We start from the raw sequence: 16,816 nt of genomic DNA on the forward strand, positions 1-16,816 counted from the left end.
GCCATGATCCCGATGACCGTACTGACCCAAGTCGAGCTGCTGGCCCAGCCGGCCGACGCGTACATGAACGACACCCAGCAGCAATTCTTCCGCGCGCTGCTGCTGGCCCAGCGTGCCGAGTTGCAGGCGCGCATCGACGATGAATTCACCGAGCTGCGCCAGCCCGATACCAGCAGCGACGTCGCCGATATCGGTGCCGCCGAGGAGCAGCGCCAGTGGCAACTGCGCCTGCTGGAGCGGGAAAAGAAGCTGCTGGACAAGATCGACCAGGCGCTCGAACGCCTGGCGCGTGGCGAATACGGCTGGTGCGCCGAGACCGGCGAACCCATCGGCCTGAAACGCCTCTTGCTGCGCCCCACCGCGACCCTGTGCATCGAAGCCAAGGAGCGGCAGGAGCAGCGCGAAAAACATCAGCGTGACCGTGACTGAACGAGGAATACCCATGAACCCGCGTCTACCCGTTACCGTGCTGTCCGGCTTTCTCGGCGCCGGCAAGAGCACCCTGCTCAACCATGTGCTGAAGAACCGCGACGGCCTCAAGGTCGCGGTGATCGTCAACGACATGAGCGAAATCAACATCGACGGCAGCGAAGTGCAGCGCGACGTCAGCCTCAACCGCGCCGAAGAGAAGCTGGTGGAGATGAGCAACGGCTGCATCTGCTGCACCCTGCGTGAAGACCTGCTGGAAGAGGTCGCGCGCCTGGCCAGCGATGGCCGTTTCGACTACCTGCTGATCGAGTCCACCGGCATCAGCGAACCGCTGCCGGTGGCCGAGACCTTCACCTTCCGCGACGAGCAGGGCCGCAGCCTGTCCGACCTGGCGCGCCTCGACACGATGGTCACGGTGGTCGACGGGGTGAACTTCCTGCACGACTTTCATGCCGCCGACAGCCTGGCCAGCCGTGGCGAAACCCTCGGTGAGGAGGACGAGCGCTCGATCACCGACCTGCTGATCGAGCAGGTGGAGTTCGCTGATGTCATCCTCATCAGCAAGATCGACCTGATCAGCCAGGCCGAGCGCGAGGAGCTGATGGCCATTCTGCGCGGCCTCAATACCCACGCCGACATCCAGGCCATGAGCATGGGCCAGATCGCTTTGGACAAGATCCTCGACACCGGCCGCTTCGACTTCGACCGCGCCTCGCAGGCGCCGGGCTGGCTCAAGGAGCTGCGCGGCGAGCACGTGCCGGAAACCGAGGAGTACGGCATCGCCTCCAGCGCCTATCGGGCACGTCGGCCGTTCCATCCGCAGCGCTTCTTCGACTTCCTCTCGCAGGAGTGGACGAATGGTCGCTTGCTGCGTTCCAAGGGCTTCTTCTGGCTGGCCAGCAAGTATCAGGAAGCCGGTAGTTGGTCGCAGGCCGGCGGGCTGATGCGCCATGGCCTGGCCGGGCGCTGGTGGCGCTTCGTGCCCAAGCAGCATTGGCCGCAGGATGAAGAGGGCCTGCAGGCCGTCATGCAGCACTGGAACGCCGATGTGGGCGACTGCCGTCAGGAGCTGGTGTTTATCGGCCAGAACATCGACTTTGCTCGCCTGGTGCGCGAGCTGGATGACTGCCTGCTCACCGATGCGGAGATGGCCGGCGGCCCTGAAGCCTGGCGCCTGCTCGCCGACCCCTTCGGTTCCTGGCAGCAGGAGGAGGCGGCCTGATGTTCGCCCTTAAACTGCCGCCCGCACCGCGCCAGGTGCTGGGCGAGGACATTCAGGTGCTGGGCGAGGTGCTGCACGACGGCGTCAACCTGGCCGTCTGGCAGCGCCGCCTGCCGGCGCAGATCGCCGACTTCGCCGAAGCGTTACTGGCGCAGAACGAACCGCTGGCGCAATCCCTCACCCTGGAACTGGCGCATGCGGACAGCGAGCCGAATCTCACCGGCCTGGTGGCTCAGTACGCCGACCTGCCCGGCCAGGCGGCCTTTCTCGCTGACGTGGCCTGGCTGGTGCGCGCCTATGCCTGCCTGCTCGACGCCCAACGCATCGGCCTGCGTTTGCGTGCGCTGGACAAGGCCATGTGCCCGCGCTTTCACGTCGACCACGTGCCGCTGCGGCTGATCACCAGCTATGCCGGTGTCGGCAGCGACTGGCTGGCGGAGGGCGTGATGCCGCGCATCAAGCTCGGCCAGCCGGGTGCAGAGCCGCAGGACGAGGCGTTGATCCAGCGTCTTGATAGCGGCCATGTCGCGTTGGCCAAGGGCGAGAAATGGCATGGCAACGAAGGGCGCGGATTGATCCATCGTTCGCCGCAACCGCCCGCCGGGCAGCGACGTTTGCTGCTGACGCTGGATTGGTTGGCTTAAGGCCATAGGCTGAGGTGCAAAAAAATAGGCCGGAGCAACTGCCCCGGCCTTAAGCACCAAGAGATCATGTCGATACGTGTCTCGACACTAGGGGTGTGAGGTACCCGCACTCATTAGGCGCTCGTTTGGTGACGCTTTGATGTCAGGGTTGCCACGTAGGGCGGGTGCAACCCGCCAGGCCGGGAATGGCGGGTTACACGAAGTGGCTCAGGGCTTGATCCATTTACCCTGATACTGGCCGGTGCAGGCCGGCTGCAGGTAGACGGCATCGCCGGCCACGCCGTAGTAGTGGATATCCTGTCGGTACAGACCGCTGCCGACATGGGCATCCTGGCACACGCCAAAGGCGCCGGTCGGGCACTGCTCGACGAACTCCACTTCGACCTTCTGCCCCTGCAATTGCGGTTGGCAGAAACCTTCGCGAAACAGCGTGGTGGGGATGTTGTGGTTCTGCTGGCAGACCTTTACGTCCAGACGCTCGGCGTGGCTGCGCACCACACAGGCCTCGGCCAGGGCCAGGCCTGGCAGCACGGAGAACAGCAACAGCCATGCACGCATCGTACGAGCTCCATCAAAAATTGCCGGCGAATCTAGCATGCCTGCCCGTTGCAGTCTGTGCAGTGAAGCGCCGACCATAGCGCCATGCTCAGTCAAATCCCCACCCACCTGATCGCCGGCCCGTTGGGCGCCGGCAAGACCAGTCTGATCCGCCATCTGTTGGCGCAGAAGCCCGCGGACGAACGCTGGGCGGTGCTGATCAACGAATTCGGCCAGATCGGCCTGGACGCGGCCCTGCTCGAGCGCGGCGAAGACGGTATCGCCCTGGCCGAGGTGGCCGGCGGCTGCCTGTGTTGCGTCAACGGTGCGCCGTTTCAGGTCGGCCTCGGTCGTCTGCTGCGCAAGACCCGGCCCGACCGCCTGCTGATCGAACCGTCCGGTCTGGGCCATCCGGCACAGCTGCTGGCGCAATTGCGTCAGCCGCCCTGGCGCGGCGTATTGGCCGTGCAACCGGCCGTGCTGGTACTGGATGCTGCTGCGTTGGCGGCGGGCGAGCCGTTGCCTGAGGTACAGCAACAGGCACTGGACGAGGCCGGCCTGCTGCTGTTGAACAAGAGCGCCGGGCTGGACGCCGAGACGCGAGCGCGGATTGCCGGGGATCTGCCATCCGTGCCGCTGTACTGGACGGAACAGGGGCGGCTCGACCTGGCCTTGCTGCCGGGGCTGAGCGCGCCGGCTTTGCCCGCACAGGGGGCGGTCGAGTTATCCACAACTGCGCCAGCCCTGGCGCAGATCTGGCACAACGCCGCCGAGCCGATCTGCCAGGTGCAGATCCAGCCTGAAGGCTGGAGCATCGGTTGGCGCTGGCACCCGAGCCAGTGCTTCGATCTGGCTCGGGTGGAACGGTGGTTGCAGAGCCTGGCCTGGCGCCGCGCCAAGGCCGTGCTGCACGGCGCCGAGGGTTGGCGTTCGCTCAATGCGCTGCATGGACAAGTCCGCCAGGACTGGGGGGCCAGCGAGTGGCGCAAGGACTCGCGGCTGGAACTGATCTTCGACCAGGCGCAGGACGCCGAAGCCCTCGGCGCGGCCTTCGCTGCCTGCCGAATCGCCCCGGCTGGCTGATACACTCGCCGGCGTTCCTCGCTGTGGATAACCCTGATGCAATTGTTGCCCTGGTCTCACGACACCTCTGCCGGTTTCACCCTGCGCGGCTGGTATACGCCGCCCTCGGGCAAGCCGCTGCTGCATTTTCTGCACGGCAACGGCTATTGCGGGCGCGTCTACACGCCGATGCTGGCGCGGTTGGCCGAGGACTTCGACCTCTGGCTGTGCGACGTGCAGGGCCACGGCGACAGTGACCATGGCGGCCGCTTCCATGGCTGGAATCGCAGCGCCGAGCTGGCGGTGGAGGCTTTCGAGGCCCTGCGCGGGCCGTTCGGTGAGGTGCCGCGTTTTGCCTTGGGCCACAGCTTCGGTGGGGTGCTCACCAGCCTGATCCTGGCGCGCCATCCCGAGTTGTTCCGCCGCGCCGTACTGCTCGACCCGGTGCTGTTCGGCCCGGCGATGATCGGGGTCATGGCGCTGTCCGACGTGGTTGGCCTGGCGCAGCGTACCGGCCTCGCCAAGCGGGCCCAGAAGCGCCGCCGACAGTGGCCGGATCGCGCCAGTGCACATGCCGCTCTGCATGGCCGCGGCATGTTCCGGGGCTGGGACGAAGCCGCGTTCGACGCCTATATCGAGCACGCGCTGAAGGATGTCGAGGAGGGTGTCGAGCTCAAATGTCGGCCCAGCCGTGAGGCGGATATCTTCGGCTCCTTCCCGCGTCGCCTGTGGCCGTCGCTGGCGAAGATCGTGACGCCCACCGAGGTGATTTACGGCACAACCACCTATCCCTTCGTCGCCCGTTCGGTGGCGCGTTGGTGTGCGAGTAACGCGCATGTGCGCAGTCAGGCGGTGCCGGGTGGGCACTGTTTCATGCAGGAGCAGCCGGCCGACAGCGCGGCACGGGTCGCGGACTTCCTGTTGCAGCGCAGCTGAGCGAGTAGGGCGGGTGCAACCCGCCACCCGCGCGGGTTATGCCTTGCGACGCCAGTCTTCGAGGCGGATCACATTGTCGCGAGTCTGCACCGACACCGGCTCGGGTTGCGGCTCCAGTATCGGGTGCGGCTCCAGCTCGATGCGGCCGACATGCGGGCCGAACATGCAGATATGCCCGCGCAGGCGCTGCTCGCCGGTGACGGTGAACTCGAAGTCGTAGAGCCGCGCCAGGCGCCGATGGCCCTTGGCATCGCGCTGGATGGCCAGGCGGCGCAGCGCCACGGCGCCATCGAGCAATTCCACATTGAGCCTGGCGCAATGCTGCTTGGCCGCCGCCAGCGCCCGCTCACGAATGCCATGGCCGCGCCACAGCCAGGCGCAGGCGGCGGCAAACAGCATCAGCAGGAAGACATCGAACAGGTTGATCATGGTGACTCCGGCTCCGGGAGGCAGAGCTTAGCCTATCTACCTCGCAGTTCTCAGCATAGCCACTTGCCCGTGCGTCGGCTGTGCACTAGCGTTCGCCCACCCAACTCTGAAAAGGATGTCAGCCTCATGCATTGCCCCGCCTGCCGTACCGCTCGCCTGCAAGCGGCCAAACTCGAAGATGGCCTGCTTGGCCATGGCTGCCCGCAGTGCTCGGGCACGCTGGTCAGCCTGCTGCATTACCGCGACTGGGCCGAGCGTCAGCCGGCTGCCGAGGCGTCTGCCGAGCTGGTCGCCCAGGCCGAGGTCGGTGAAACCAGCCACGCGCTGAGCTGCCCCAAGTGCGCCAAGCTGATGAGCAAGTTCCAGATCAGCGGCACCCGCGCCAACCGCCTCGACCTCTGCGGTACTTGCGACGAAGCCTGGCTCGACAGTGGCGAATGGCAGTTGCTCAAGGCGCTGGAGTTGAGCCACAAGATGCCGGCGATCTTTACCGAAGCCTGGCAGCGCCAAGTACGTCAGCAGGCCAGCGAAGAGGCGCGGCGCGAGCGCTTCAGCCGCATCGCTGGCGCAGAGGCCATCGCCCGCGCCGACGAGATCCGCGCCTGGCTCAAGGATCATCCGCAGCGCCGTGAACTGCTGTTCTACATCGGTCACGATTGAGGGTGTGACGCGCGCCGGCTCATGTCGCCCGCATCAGGCGATCACGGCCGGCGGCCTTGGCGGCGTAGAGCGCCGTGTCGGCGCGTTGCTGCATCTGCTCCAGGGTTTCGCCAGGGCGCCGCTCGGCCAGGCCGATGCTGACACTGATGTGCAGTCCCTGCAGATTGCGCTCGGCCAGGTTCGTGCGCAGGCGCTCCAGGCCTTGGGCGGCGGCCTGCAGATCGCTGTCGGGTAGAAGCAGAACGAACTCCTCCCCGCCGATACGGGCGAACAGGTCGGTCGCGCGCGCCTGCTCCCGGCAGAGCTGGCTGAATTCACGCAGCACCGCGTCGCCGGTGGTATGGCCGTGGCGGTCGTTGACCTGTTTGAAGTGATCCAGATCGAGCATCGCCAGGCATAGCGGAAGGTTCTGCCGTTGGCTGCGCTGTAGCGCCTGGCCGGCACGCTCTTCGAACGCGCGGCGGTTCAATGCCTCGGTCAGTGGGTCGGTGGTGGCCAGGTGCAGCAACTGTTGCTCCAGCGCCTTGCGCCGGCTGACATCACGGATCTCGGCGACCTGTCGGCCGTCCTCACGCAACTGGGCGATGCTGATTTCGGCTGCGAAGGGTACGGCGTCGCGCAGGGCATCGAGGTCATGCGGCTGGCCGTCGGCACGGCCCAGCAGCTCTTCGATGCGCGTCTGCTCGGCAGGGGCGAACAGGCTTTGCAACTCCGTGCCGAGCAGATGCTCGCGAGAACGGGCGAACAGCGTCTCCAGCATCGGGTTGGCGTCGACGATGCGGCCGCGCTCCAGCACCACCACGCCGGCCTGGGTGATACGCATCAGCCGCTCGAAACGCTCGGCGCTGTTTTCGGCTTGTGCGGAGTGGCGGCGGCTGTCGATCAGGATGCGGCGCATGGTCATCAGCGCCAGGCCGACCAGGCCGATCACCCACAGCGGAATACCGAAGTTGTAGGGCAGCAGGTAGGGCACCGAGCGGGTCACGTCGACGTGCTCGATGCCCTGCAGGCCATCGATCAGGCCGAGCAGGGCGCGCAGCAGGGTAATCAGGGCGAAACCGGCGAAGGCCAGGGCGACGAAACGGCGTACGCCGCGCAGTTCCGGCTCCTCACGGGCGACCCACAGGGCGCGGCAGGCCTGGATTGGCAGCAGCCCGCCGATCAGTGCGTAGAGGGTGACGACGAACTCGGTGTTGATCGGCGCGACGAACCAGTGCCAGCTCATCACCAGGCTCATCGCACCGGCGCTGGCCGGTACCGTCCACCACGGTGGCGGCAGCCCCAGGAAGCGGAACACGCCGACCATCAGCAAGGCTTCGCCGGCCAGTTGCAGGGCATTGCCGGCGATGTTCAGCCATGGGCTGCCACTGGCCATGTAGCCCATGAACAGCCAGATGCCGAGGTTGAGCAGCCAGGCACCGCTCATCCACACGCCCGGGCCGCGATAGGGGCGCGCGAAGTGCCACAGGGCGGTGCTGGCGATCGCGCTGCCTAGCATCAGGTTGATGCCCAGCAACAGTGGGGAGAAGTAGAGCGTTTCCATGACCCAGGCCGACTGGCAGGACGATTACGGCATTCTGCCAGTGCCCTGTAATGCTGTCTCTGTGGTCAGGCTTTTTCCTCGCTCAACGCCCGATAACGCTGCTGCAGCTCCTCGCGAATCTGCCGGCGCTGCTTGGCCTGGCGCTGGCGGCGCAGGCCGTCAGGGCTGTCTGGCTGCAGTTCCGGCACCGGCACCGGGCGGCCCTGGTCATCCACTGCGACCATGGTGAAGAAGCAGCTGTTGGTGTGGCGCACCGAGCGCTCGCGGATGTTCTCGGTGATCACCTTGATGCCGATCTCCATCGAGGTGCGCCCGGTATGGTTGACCGAGGCGAGAAAGGTGACCAGTTCGCCGACGTGTATCGGCTCGCGGAACATCACCTGATCCACCGACAGGGTCACCACGTAGCAGCCGGCATAGCGGCTGGCGCAGGCGTAGGCCACTTCGTCGAGGTACTTCAGCAAGGTGCCACCGTGGACATTGCCGGAGAAGTTGGCCATGTCCGGCGTCATCAGGACGGTCATCGTCAGGTGTGCAGTTCCGGCTTCCATTGTCGCTCCGAGTACGTGTAGGGCTTGTGAGAGTAAGGCCAGCGAGCCCTGGAGATGCAAGATTCGAACTAAACTCGCCATTTTTCGTTGCAAGGATGCTATCCATGCCTATCTGTTCGAAACATCTGCTGCCGACCCTGGCGTTGGGGCTCATCGTTACCGCGCAGGCGACCGAAGAATGTGCCACCGCGGTGCAATGCAACCAGGTCGGCAGTGCGGCCTACCAGTCTGGGCGTTATAAGCAGGCCATCGAGGCATTCGAGCGTCAGTTACGACGTGCCGAAGGCAGTGATACGGCACAGTTCGAACTGGCGCTGAACAATCTCATCCTGACCCATCTGCGCGCTGGCGATGCGGGGATGGCGCGTGCCTGTCTAGAGGTGGCGCTGGACAATAACCTCAGCGGTTCTTCGACGCGTCTGCATCTGACCAAGGTGGCCGAAGCGCTGGATTACCAGGCACTGGCTGCCAGCCCGGTAGGGCGCTATCTGCGCTACGGCGGCCAGGCCGTGTGGAGCGAGGTGGAGATCACGCCTGATCCACAGGGCGGTTACCGCGCCAGCTTTTCGCCGTTACGCGCCGGCGCGCGGGTGGAGGAATACGGCCCAGCCGCTATTGGCGGGCTGGAGGGCAAGCTGGAAGGCGATGCGGTGCAAATGCGTCTGCAGGATGCTGGCCCGAACAGCGATTGTGCGGTGCAGTTGTTGCGTGAAGGTATCGAGCTGCGTGTGCTGGAGGTGTTCGCTGAGGGCTGCCAGAACTACGGCGGCGCCGGCATCAGCGTGGCAGGTGATTACATCAAGGTGCGTTGAGCATGCCCCGGTAGCTTGCGCTACCGGGGCATGATGTCAGGCGTGATTGAGATACCAGCGCCAATCCTGCTCGCCCACTTCCCCCATGAACTGGCGGAACTCGGCCCACTTGATCGCCAGGAATACCTTGAGGAAGTCCTCGCCCAGTGCTTCGCTCGCCCAGCTTGAACCTTCAAGGTTGCGCAGGGCGGTGAGCCAGTCGGTGGGCAGGGTTTCGCGGGCCTGTTCATAACCGTTGCCGACGATGGCCGCCCCCGGATCGATCTGCTCACGGATGCCCTTGTGGATACCGGCGAGGATCGCCGCTGCCGCCAGGTAGGGGTTGGCGTCGGCGCCGCAGATGCGGTGTTCGACGTGGCGGCTGTTGGCCGGCCCGCCTGGCACGCGGAACGACACGGTGCGGTTGTTCACGCCCCAGCTCTTGGCCAGCGGCGCGTAGCTGTTGGCCTGGAAGCGGCGGAAAGAGTTGGCGTTGGGGCAGAAGATCGCCAGGGCATCGTTGAGCGTGGCCATCATGCCGCCGATGGCATGGCGCAGCAGTGGAGTGCCGTGGGGATCTTCGCTGGCCATCAGGTTGTTGCCCTCGGCATCGGCCAGCGACACGTGCATGTGCATGCCGCTGCCAGCCAGGTCGCCGAACGGCTTGGCCATGAAGCAGGCCTGCAAGCCGTGTTTGTTGGCCACGCCCTTGACCAGGCGCTTGTAGCGCACGCCTTCGTCTACGGCCTGCAGCGCATCGAAGCGGTGCTCCAGGGTCAGCTCCAACTGGCCCGGCGCGTATTCGGAGATCGCCGTGCGCACTGGCAGGCCCTGCACCTCGCAGGCGGCGTAGAGGTCGTCAAGGAACGGCTGCACCTGCTCCAGCTCGTACACGCCGTAGACCTGTGGTGCCTGCGGGCGCACGCCGTTCATCTGCACGGCTGGCTGCGGACGGCCATTGGCGTCGCGTTGCTTGTCGAGCAGGTAGAACTCCAGCTCTACCGCCATCACCGGGTGGTAGCCGTCTGCCTTGAGCGCCTCGATGGCGCGCACCAGCACGTGGCGCGGGTCGCCCGGCGTGGCCGGCAGGCCCTGGGTCGGGTGCATGCTCACCTGCAACTGCCCGGTGGGCACCGCGCGCCAGGGTTGCAGGGTGAGGCTGCCGGGCAGCGGATACGTCCAGCAGTCGGCGTCGGCCACTTCCCAGACCAGGCCGCTTTCCTCGACGTCCTCGCCCTGGATGGTCAGCGACAGGATGGAACTGGGCAGCGGCCGGCCGTTCTCGTAGATGGCCAGCAACTCGTCGCGGTGCAGCAGCTTGCCGCGTGGGATGCCGTTGGCGTCGATCAGCATCAGCTCGATGCTGCGCACCTCGGGGTGGCGTTCTAGGAAGTCACGCGCTTCTTGGGGGTTGGCGAATTGCATGGTGGTTCTCGCAAAAAGGGGGGCGTAGCTGATTCTGTGGGAGGGGCGTAGGGTGGATGACGCTCTTTTCATCCACCGCTTCACCGTGCGTGGTGGATGGATAAAGCGTCAGCTACGCGCCCCGATCCACCCTACGGCTTACTCACGGGCGCCGGGGATGGCCAGCAGCTCGGTGAGCGCCTGGTCGAGCATGGCGATCAGTTTGTCCACATCCTCGGCCGTGGTGCTCGGGCAGCACAGGGTCATGTTGTGGAACGGCGTGATCAGGATGCCGCGGTTGATCAGGTACAGGTGCAGGGCCATCTGCAGCTCGTCATGGAACGCTGCTTCGGCCTCGGCGCCAGTGCGCGGCGGCGTGGAGCAGAACTGGAATTCGCAACGCGCGCCCAGCTCGGTCACCGACCACTTCAGGTCGTGTTTGCCGATCAACCCGCGGAAGCCCTCGGCCAGACGAGCGGCCAGCGGCAGCATGTGGTCGTAGGCCGCCTGGGTCATCACCTGTTCCAGGTTGGCACGCATGCAGTGCATGGCCAGGGCGTTGGCCGACAGGGTGGTACCCATGCCGCTGTGACCGTGACCGTGGCTTTCTGCGCTGGCGCGTTGGCGGGCCTGGGTCATGGCATCGGCCATCGCCGCGCTGCAGCCGAAGATGCCGCAGGGTACACCGCCGGCGATGGGCTTGCCGACTACGAAGAAGTCCGGATCCAGGCCCCACAGCCGGGTGCAGCCGCCGATATCGGTGGAGATGGTGTGGGTTTCGTCGATGATCAGCAGGCTGCCGTACTTGCGCGTCAGCTCGCGGCATTTCTGCATGAAGCCCGGATCGGGCAGCACCATGCCGATATTGGTCATCGCCGGCTCGCAGAGCAGGGCGCAGACATCGCCTTGAGCCAGCGCTGCTTCCAGCGCCTCGATATCGTTGAAGGGAATGGCGCGGCTGTGTTCGGTCAGGTCATAAGCCTGACCGACCAGGCCGGAGCGGTGCACGGTCTTGCCGTCACGCTCGCGCACCATCACGTCGTCGACGGTGCCGTGGTAGCAGCCGTCGAACACCAGCAGGGTCTTGCGCTGGGTAATCGCGCGCGCCCAGCGCAGCACGTAGCGGTTGGAGTCGGTAGCGGTGGCGGTCACCTGCCAGTAGGGCAGGCCGAAGCGCTTGGCCAGCAGCTCGCCACAGACCACGGCATCCTCGCCGGGCAACATGGTGGTCAGGCCGTTGTTGGCCTGCTCGGCGAGGGCGCGGGCCACCGGGTCGGGCGAGTGGCCGAACATGGTGCCGGTGTCGCCCAGGCAGAAATCGACGTACTCATGACCGTCCACGTCGAAGAAGCGCGCGCCCTTGGCGCGTTCGACGAACAGCGGTACCGGCGTCGACCAGTCGGCCATCCAGTGCATCGGTACGCCGCCGTACAGCGAGTGACGGGCGCGCTCGGCCAGGGCCACCGATTTCGGGTTACGTTCGAGGAAACGCTCACGCTCACGGGCGGCGAAGGTTTCCACGGCGGTTGGGGCGATACCACTGGAAGTCATGTTGAACACCTCGTTCGAATTTCCGCACATCATATTTTGTGATCACAGAAATCGCAATATGTCGCCATAGAACCAATATGAGTTAGTATTTGACTGGTTATGTGATCACAAAAAATCAGGGCTGACGATCGGACATCACTCGTTCCTGTCAGCCTGGTCTTCGTCCAATGGAGAATCTCATGCGCGACTGCCTGCTCACCTTGTCCCAGCTTCCTGCACCGCCAAAGGGACGTTGAAACCATGAGCGACAATCTGCAGGAACAGCTGTATCAACGTATCCGCGAGGCCCTGCTGGCGGGGCGCTTCCAGCCTGGCCAGGCGTTGAAGATCCGCGACCTGGCTGCGCAGTGGGGTACCAGCCCCATGCCGGTACGCGCCGCGTTGCAGCGGCTGGTAGCCGAGGGCGCGCTGGAAGGCGAGCAGCAACGCTCGGTGCGGGTGCCGGCGATGACACGCCAGCGTTACGAACACATCTTTCAGGTACGCCTGGCACTGGAAGGACTCGCCGTTGAACTGGCCACGCCGCGCCTGGGCCAGGCCGACCTGGCCACCCTGCGAGACTGTGTGCAGCGTATGGATCAAGCCATCGAGCAGCGCCAGGTGCAGGCCTACCTGGACGCCAATAGCCAGTTTCACCTCCATCTATATGGTGCCTGCGGCAACCCGGTGCTGGTGCGCTCGATCGAGACGCTCTGGTTGCAGGTCGGACCGTTCTTGAATCGCCTGTTCACCGAGGCCGATCTGTCGCTGCGCCTCAATGACTTCCATGAGGACGCGTTCGCCGCCATCGAGGCCGGCGATGCCAAGGCCGCTCGTCATGCCATGGAGCAGGATCTCGTGTACTTCGCGCGCTTTTTGCTCAACCTGTTGGAACTGGAGCAAGCGCGGTAGCAAGTGGCTATCACGCTGTGCAGGCTGGCTGCCCTATAATCCGCGGCCAGCTAACTAAGGGATGGCTTCATGTCGGATTACAGCGCCAAGCGGTTTCTGATCGTCGACGACTTTTCCGACTTCCGCAATTCGGTCAAGGCGATGCTGCGCGAGATGGGCGTCCGGGACGTGGACATGGCCGACCGTGGCGAACAGGCCATCGCCATGTGCCGGCACAAGCGCTACGACATCATCCTCCACGACTACAACCTGGGGGCCGGCAAGAACGGCCTACAGACGCTGGAAGAGCTGCATGCGGCGCGGCTGATCAGCAATCAATGCATCTTCGTCATGGTCACCGCCGAGAGCAGCCAGGCCATGGTGCTGAGCCTGCTCGAGCACGAGCCGGATGCCTACCTGACCAAACCGTTCAACCAGGCCAGCCTGGTGCAGCGCCTGGACAAGCTGGTGGAGCGCAAGACCCTGCTCAAGCCTGTGCTGCAGGCGCTCGACAAGCGTAACCCGGCCGAGGTGCTCAATGCCTGCGATGCGCTGTCCAAGCAGGACAGGCGCCTGCAGCCGTTGTGCCTGAAGTACAAGGCCGGTGCCTTGCGCGACCTGGGGCGCCATCAGGAGCTCGAACAATTGCTGCAGGCGGTGCTGGCCGACCGCGCCATGCCCTGGGCTTACCAGGCGCTGGGTGCTCTGCTGCACGAGCGTGGCGATCTGCCGCGCGCCAAGGAAATCTTCGAACAAGGCCTCAAGGCGTTCCCCATGCAACCTGGCCTGTACGATGGTTTGTCCGCCGTGTTGGAACAGCAGGGCGAGGCCAAGCGAGCGCAGCAGGTGCTCGAGGATGCCGTGCGCATCTCGCCGCTGGCCATGCGCCGGCAGATGCAACTGGGCAAGCTGGCGATGCACAACGAAGACTTCGAGAGTGCCACCAAGGCCTATCGCAGCGCGGTGGAGCAGGGCAAGAATTCGCGCCTGAAGAGTCCGGAAAACTACCTGGCGCTGAGCCAGGCGCTGATGGCCAGTGCGGGCGAGGAAACCTTGGGCAAGCGGGCGCAACTGGAGATCACCCAGGTGCTGAGCGAACTGGGCCAGCAATATGCGGTGGACAAGGCTATCCAGGTACGCCGTCGCCTGATGCAGGCGAGCAGCCTGCAGAAAGCTGGCGAGCCGGCGCGCGCTGCGCAGATAGCCGCAGACGCGGCGGCCGAACTGCAGACGCTCGGCGAGTTCCTGCCGGCGGACGTGGCCCTGACCCTGGTCGGGCAACTCCAGCAACTGGGCCAGAAGGAAGCCGGCACCCAATTGCTCAAGGATTGTCTGGAGGTCTACGGTGACGACGCCAAGATCCTCGAATCGATCAGCCTGCTGACCGACGACCCGAGCGTTTTCGCCGCCAGCAAGGAGGCGACCGACCTCAACCGCCGCGGCGTACAGGCCTACAAGCAGGGCCAGGTCGGCGAGGCGCTGGCGCTGTTCCGCCGCGCGCTGGGCTTGCAACCGAAGAACATCAGCATCGCCCTCAACACCGCTCAGTCGCTGTTGCGCCTGGGCATCGCGCAACCCTCGTCCGAGTGGCGCGAGGAAGCGCGTAACTGTCTCGACGGAGTGCGCATGATCGCCCCCAGCGATGCGCGCCATGCGCGCTACCAGCAACTGCGCAGCAGGGTATTCGACACATGAGCGGGCTCGACCTCAGTACCATCATCGCCTCCACCGTGCATGACATGAAGAACTCCCTGGCGCAGTTGGGCCAGGCCCACGCGCGCTGGCTCGCGCAACTGCCGGACGAGCTGCAACATACACCCGAGCGCGGCGTGATCGAGTACGAAACAGCCCGCCTGAACGGCATGCTGGTGCAGTTGCTTGGCCTGTACAAACTGGAGGTCAATCAGCTGCCACTGTACCCGGCCCATCACGAGCTGGACGACTTCATCCAGGCGCAGCTGGCGCGCCATCACGATGTGCTCGACAGCCGTGGCATCCAGGCGCGCGGCGCGGTCAGCGAATTCGATCTGATGGGCTTCTTCGACCAGGAGCTGCTGGGCTCGGTGCTGGGCAACGTGATCGCCAATGCCATCCGCTATGCGCGCAGCGCGCTGCTGATCAGTGCCAGCGAACAGGACGGCGAGTTGCTGCTGTACGTCAACGACGATGGTGCCGGTTATCCACAGGCCATGCTCGAGCGCCAGGGCGACTACATCCTCGGCCTCAGCCAGAGCAGCGGCAGCACCGGCCTGGGCCTGTATTTCGCCGCACGCATCGCCCAATTGCACCAGCGCGATGGCCGTCGCGGGCGCGTCGAACTGAGCAACGGTGGCCCGCTCGGTGGCGGCGAGTTTCGCATCTATCTGCCCTGAGGCCTGGCAACGTCACGCCGCCAGGTTTCAGGCGCGCGCTCAGCTTTCCAGCCAGACGTCGCGGCACCAGTGCCAGACCGAGTCCCAGCTTTCGTCGGTCAGCTCGCCTTCGTCGCCATCCCATAGCCAGACCTGGCCTTCAACGTCCACCGCGTAGTAGTCGCGGCCGTCCTGGCACAGCGGCACCAGATCGCGCGGCAGACCGAGATCCCAGGCCACCGAAGCGACTTCGGGCAGATAAGTGTGCGATTGCGGATCGCTGGCGGTCACCGGCTCCAGGCGGCCGTACACCACGTCGCTGACCTTGAGCAGGTATTCGCGCAGCTCGAAGGGCAGGTGGATGAGGATCTGCTCCTGGATTTCCACCAGGGTTTCCTCGTCCGGCAGCTCCAGCGGCACGGGTACCGGTTCGTTGAGTTCGCGTAGCTGTTCGATCACTTCTTCCACGGCATCGGCTCCTCGTCAGGTGGGATCGGCTTTATACAGTAGCTGGCCGCTGCAATGAAAACCTCTCGGCGTCACGGCATACTGCGTTCTTTTGCGGAGCGCTCTCATGTCGCCTCTTGCCTGGCACTGCCTGCATCACACTGAACTCGACACAGCCACGCTCTACGAGCTGCTGGCTCTGCGCACCCAGGTGTTCGTGGTCGAACAGCGATGCCCTTATCTGGAAACCGATGGCCAGGATCTGCTCGGCGATACCTGCCACCTGCTGGTGCGCCAGGACGATGCGCTGGTCGGCTATCTGCGCCTGCTCGATCCGCAGCGCATGGGCGGTGAGGTGGTGATTGGCCGTGTGGTGATCGCCGAGGCTGCGCGTGGCTCGGGCTTGGGCCATCGGCTGATGGAGCGGGCGCTGGTCGAGTGTCATCAGCGTTGGCCGGGTATGCCGGTGTATCTGTCGGCGCAGGCGCACCTGCAGGGTTATTACGGGCGGTATGGGTTTCAGGCGGTGACCGAGGTGTATCTGGAGGATGACATCCCGCATATCGGCATGCGCCGGGCGGTGTAGTGGAGCGGATTTATCCGCGATGGGGCATGGTGTTTCGCCTTGCAAAGAGGTGATACCGGACTGGCTAGTTTGTGTGTTTGGCGTTCCGGACGCCGCTTCGGTGTATTCAGATATTCCGGGTTTCGCCCCCTCGGGCGACTCACTTTTCTTTGAGCTGCGCAAAGAAAAGTAAGCAAAAGAAAGCGCACCCCATCATCCGGCCCCGGCTGCGCCGGGGTTCGTTCGCTCCATCGTCGCTCCGAGGGTCGGCTTACAAGGGCCGTCCCTGGCCCTTTAAGCCTCTCGCGGCATCCATGCCGCTCGCCCCTCTGCGCAACGATTCCACTCACCCTCCTGAAGGGGCCATTCGCGCGCCTGAGACTATGGGTTTGACTTGATGACCAGAGCGGCTCGCTGTTGCTCTTGCCAGAGCACTCCCAGCTACACCTGAGTTACCGCAGGCTCAGGCGCGTGCAGAGCCCGCCCAGGAGGGCGAACGGAATCGTCGTGGAAGAGGTTGAGCGACATGGATGTCGCGACGACTGCAGGGATGCAGGAGGTAGAGCGACGCAGGATGCCAAAGCCGAGAGCTGCGATGGGCCAGGGATGGCCCACCGTCGGTGGGCCGCATCCGGTCGGGCCTCTGGAACGATGATGGAGTGAGCGAACCCTGGCGCAGCCAGGGCCGGATGAACGGGCGGAGGGTTTTGGTTACTTTTGTCGGGCCGGCCATCCGGGGCAAAAGTTACTTGTAAGTTGTTCCACACCTGCTCCAGACCGCCAGTGACTAGATCTCCAGATCGTGGGCGAGCGAGGGTCGGAGC

General features: G+C 65.0%; 18 protein-coding genes. 11 read left to right on the forward strand and 7 right to left on the reverse strand.

The features are described 5' to 3' along the window. The first annotated feature begins 21 nt into the window (after positions 1 to 21). The 3 genes from dksA to VC352_RS13720 are packed head-to-tail and all read left to right on the forward strand — an operon-like array spanning position 22 to position 2,295. Positions 22 to 429, forward strand: coding sequence for an RNA polymerase-binding protein DksA (gene dksA / locus VC352_RS13710; RefSeq protein ID WP_322980129.1), 408 nt, complete (start codon positions 22 to 24; stop codon positions 427 to 429). A 13-nt stretch (positions 430 to 442) separates the two neighbouring features. Beyond that, on the forward strand, positions 443 to 1,651 hold the full coding sequence (zigA, locus tag VC352_RS13715; RefSeq protein WP_322980104.1) for a zinc metallochaperone GTPase ZigA: 1,209 nt from the start codon (positions 443 to 445) through the stop codon (positions 1,649 to 1,651). Beyond that, on the forward strand, positions 1,651 to 2,295 hold the full coding sequence (locus VC352_RS13720; RefSeq protein ID WP_322980105.1) for a DUF1826 domain-containing protein: 645 nt from the start codon (positions 1,651 to 1,653) through the stop codon (positions 2,293 to 2,295). The genes zigA and VC352_RS13720 overlap by 1 nt, the downstream gene beginning before the upstream one ends. 207 nt (positions 2,296 to 2,502) lie before the next feature. Here VC352_RS13720 and VC352_RS13725 read toward each other — a convergent pair whose 3' ends face one another. Continuing rightward, positions 2,503 to 2,853 (reverse strand): NADH:ubiquinone oxidoreductase, encoded by a 351-nt coding sequence (locus VC352_RS13725; RefSeq protein ID WP_322980106.1) that lies wholly within the window; start codon positions 2,851 to 2,853, stop codon positions 2,503 to 2,505. Between the two features lie 84 nt (positions 2,854 to 2,937). Between VC352_RS13725 and VC352_RS13730 the strand changes: the two genes are divergently transcribed. Together VC352_RS13730 and VC352_RS13735 are read left to right on the forward strand one after the other, a co-directional pair. Further along, positions 2,938 to 3,915, forward strand: coding sequence for a CobW family GTP-binding protein (locus tag VC352_RS13730; protein WP_322980107.1), 978 nt, complete (start codon positions 2,938 to 2,940; stop codon positions 3,913 to 3,915). Positions 3,916 to 3,951: 36 nt separating this feature from the next. After that, complete coding sequence (locus tag VC352_RS13735) at positions 3,952 to 4,830, forward strand: alpha/beta hydrolase (protein ID WP_322980108.1); 879 nt, start codon at positions 3,952 to 3,954, stop codon at positions 4,828 to 4,830. Positions 4,831 to 4,866: 36 nt separating this feature from the next. Here VC352_RS13735 and VC352_RS13740 read toward each other — a convergent pair whose 3' ends face one another. Beyond that, positions 4,867 to 5,259: a DUF3301 domain-containing protein gene (locus VC352_RS13740; RefSeq protein WP_322980109.1), complete on the reverse strand. Its 393-nt coding sequence runs from the start codon at positions 5,257 to 5,259 to the stop codon at positions 4,867 to 4,869. Positions 5,260 to 5,385: 126 nt separating this feature from the next. Between VC352_RS13740 and VC352_RS13745 the strand changes: the two genes are divergently transcribed. Continuing rightward, a complete protein-coding gene (locus tag VC352_RS13745) occupies positions 5,386 to 5,919 on the forward strand; it encodes a zf-TFIIB domain-containing protein (protein WP_322980110.1) in 534 nt (177 codons plus the stop codon). A gap of 19 nt (positions 5,920 to 5,938) precedes the next feature. Here the strand turns inward: VC352_RS13745 and VC352_RS13750 are convergent, their stop codons facing one another. Both VC352_RS13750 and VC352_RS13755 read right to left on the reverse strand, forming a co-directional pair. Continuing rightward, on the reverse strand, positions 5,939 to 7,462 hold the full coding sequence (locus VC352_RS13750) for a sensor domain-containing diguanylate cyclase (protein WP_322980111.1): 1,524 nt from the start codon (positions 7,460 to 7,462) through the stop codon (positions 5,939 to 5,941). Positions 7,463 to 7,527: 65 nt separating this feature from the next. Continuing rightward, entirely contained in the window at positions 7,528 to 8,013 is a 486-nt protein-coding gene (locus VC352_RS13755) for an acyl-CoA thioesterase (protein ID WP_322980112.1), read from the reverse strand. 104 nt (positions 8,014 to 8,117) lie between these two features. Between VC352_RS13755 and VC352_RS13760 the strand changes: the two genes are divergently transcribed. Further along, complete coding sequence (locus VC352_RS13760; RefSeq protein ID WP_322980113.1) at positions 8,118 to 8,825, forward strand: tetratricopeptide repeat protein; 708 nt, start codon at positions 8,118 to 8,120, stop codon at positions 8,823 to 8,825. 36 nt (positions 8,826 to 8,861) lie between these two features. On the opposite strand, the gene VC352_RS13765 is transcribed toward VC352_RS13760, so the two are convergent. Both VC352_RS13765 and VC352_RS13770 read right to left on the reverse strand, forming a co-directional pair. Beyond that, positions 8,862 to 10,229, reverse strand: coding sequence for a glutamine synthetase family protein (locus tag VC352_RS13765; protein ID WP_322980114.1), 1,368 nt, complete (start codon positions 10,227 to 10,229; stop codon positions 8,862 to 8,864). 138 nt (positions 10,230 to 10,367) lie between these two features. Next, complete coding sequence (locus VC352_RS13770; RefSeq protein ID WP_322980115.1) at positions 10,368 to 11,759, reverse strand: aspartate aminotransferase family protein; 1,392 nt, start codon at positions 11,757 to 11,759, stop codon at positions 10,368 to 10,370. 240 nt (positions 11,760 to 11,999) lie between these two features. On the opposite strand from VC352_RS13770, the gene VC352_RS13775 reads away from it, so the two are divergent. The 3 genes from VC352_RS13775 to VC352_RS13785 all read left to right on the forward strand — a co-directional run bounded on the left by VC352_RS13775 (position 12,000) and on the right by VC352_RS13785 (position 15,001). Further along, positions 12,000 to 12,650 (forward strand): GntR family transcriptional regulator, encoded by a 651-nt coding sequence (locus tag VC352_RS13775; RefSeq protein WP_322980116.1) that lies wholly within the window; start codon positions 12,000 to 12,002, stop codon positions 12,648 to 12,650. A 69-nt stretch (positions 12,651 to 12,719) separates the two neighbouring features. After that, positions 12,720 to 14,324 (forward strand): response regulator, encoded by a 1,605-nt coding sequence (locus VC352_RS13780; RefSeq protein ID WP_322980117.1) that lies wholly within the window; start codon positions 12,720 to 12,722, stop codon positions 14,322 to 14,324. Continuing rightward, positions 14,321 to 15,001, forward strand: coding sequence for a HAMP domain-containing sensor histidine kinase (locus tag VC352_RS13785; RefSeq protein ID WP_322980118.1), 681 nt, complete (start codon positions 14,321 to 14,323; stop codon positions 14,999 to 15,001). Before VC352_RS13780 ends, VC352_RS13785 begins: the two co-directional genes overlap by 4 nt. A gap of 39 nt (positions 15,002 to 15,040) precedes the next feature. Here VC352_RS13785 and VC352_RS13790 read toward each other — a convergent pair whose 3' ends face one another. After that, complete coding sequence (locus VC352_RS13790) at positions 15,041 to 15,448, reverse strand: SMI1/KNR4 family protein (RefSeq protein WP_322980119.1); 408 nt, start codon at positions 15,446 to 15,448, stop codon at positions 15,041 to 15,043. 106 nt (positions 15,449 to 15,554) lie between these two features. Here VC352_RS13790 and VC352_RS13795 point away from each other — a divergent pair, with 106 nt between their 5' ends. Next, entirely contained in the window at positions 15,555 to 16,013 is a 459-nt protein-coding gene (locus VC352_RS13795) for a GNAT family N-acetyltransferase (RefSeq protein ID WP_322980120.1), read from the forward strand. The last annotated feature ends 803 nt before the right edge of the window (positions 16,014 to 16,816 follow it).

Source organism: Pseudomonas sp. C11 (genome assembly GCF_034683865.1).
Lineage (GTDB): Bacteria > Pseudomonadota > Gammaproteobacteria > Pseudomonadales > Pseudomonadaceae > Aquipseudomonas.

What these genes read in the sequence shown, in the direction of transcription:
- zigA (WP_322980104.1), top strand. Translation starts at nt 443, where the DNA reads ATGAACCCGCGTCTACCCGTTACCGTGCTGTCCGGCTTTCTCGGCGCC.
- VC352_RS13720 (WP_322980105.1), top strand. Translation starts at nt 1,651, where the DNA reads ATGTTCGCCCTTAAACTGCCGCCCGCACCGCGCCAGGTGCTGGGCGAG.
- VC352_RS13725 (WP_322980106.1), bottom strand. Translation starts at nt 2,853, where the DNA reads ATGCGTGCATGGCTGTTGCTGTTCTCCGTGCTGCCAGGCCTGGCCCTG.
- VC352_RS13730 (WP_322980107.1), top strand. Translation starts at nt 2,938, where the DNA reads ATGCTCAGTCAAATCCCCACCCACCTGATCGCCGGCCCGTTGGGCGCC.
- VC352_RS13735 (WP_322980108.1), top strand. Translation starts at nt 3,952, where the DNA reads ATGCAATTGTTGCCCTGGTCTCACGACACCTCTGCCGGTTTCACCCTG.
- VC352_RS13740 (WP_322980109.1), bottom strand. Translation starts at nt 5,259, where the DNA reads ATGATCAACCTGTTCGATGTCTTCCTGCTGATGCTGTTTGCCGCCGCC.
- VC352_RS13745 (WP_322980110.1), top strand. Translation starts at nt 5,386, where the DNA reads ATGCATTGCCCCGCCTGCCGTACCGCTCGCCTGCAAGCGGCCAAACTC.
- VC352_RS13750 (WP_322980111.1), bottom strand. Translation starts at nt 7,462, where the DNA reads ATGGAAACGCTCTACTTCTCCCCACTGTTGCTGGGCATCAACCTGATG.
- VC352_RS13755 (WP_322980112.1), bottom strand. Translation starts at nt 8,013, where the DNA reads ATGGAAGCCGGAACTGCACACCTGACGATGACCGTCCTGATGACGCCG.
- VC352_RS13760 (WP_322980113.1), top strand. Translation starts at nt 8,118, where the DNA reads ATGCCTATCTGTTCGAAACATCTGCTGCCGACCCTGGCGTTGGGGCTC.
- VC352_RS13765 (WP_322980114.1), bottom strand. Translation starts at nt 10,229, where the DNA reads ATGCAATTCGCCAACCCCCAAGAAGCGCGTGACTTCCTAGAACGCCAC.
- VC352_RS13770 (WP_322980115.1), bottom strand. Translation starts at nt 11,759, where the DNA reads ATGACTTCCAGTGGTATCGCCCCAACCGCCGTGGAAACCTTCGCCGCC.
- VC352_RS13775 (WP_322980116.1), top strand. Translation starts at nt 12,000, where the DNA reads ATGAGCGACAATCTGCAGGAACAGCTGTATCAACGTATCCGCGAGGCC.
- VC352_RS13780 (WP_322980117.1), top strand. Translation starts at nt 12,720, where the DNA reads ATGTCGGATTACAGCGCCAAGCGGTTTCTGATCGTCGACGACTTTTCC.
- VC352_RS13785 (WP_322980118.1), top strand. Translation starts at nt 14,321, where the DNA reads ATGAGCGGGCTCGACCTCAGTACCATCATCGCCTCCACCGTGCATGAC.
- VC352_RS13795 (WP_322980120.1), top strand. Translation starts at nt 15,555, where the DNA reads ATGTCGCCTCTTGCCTGGCACTGCCTGCATCACACTGAACTCGACACA.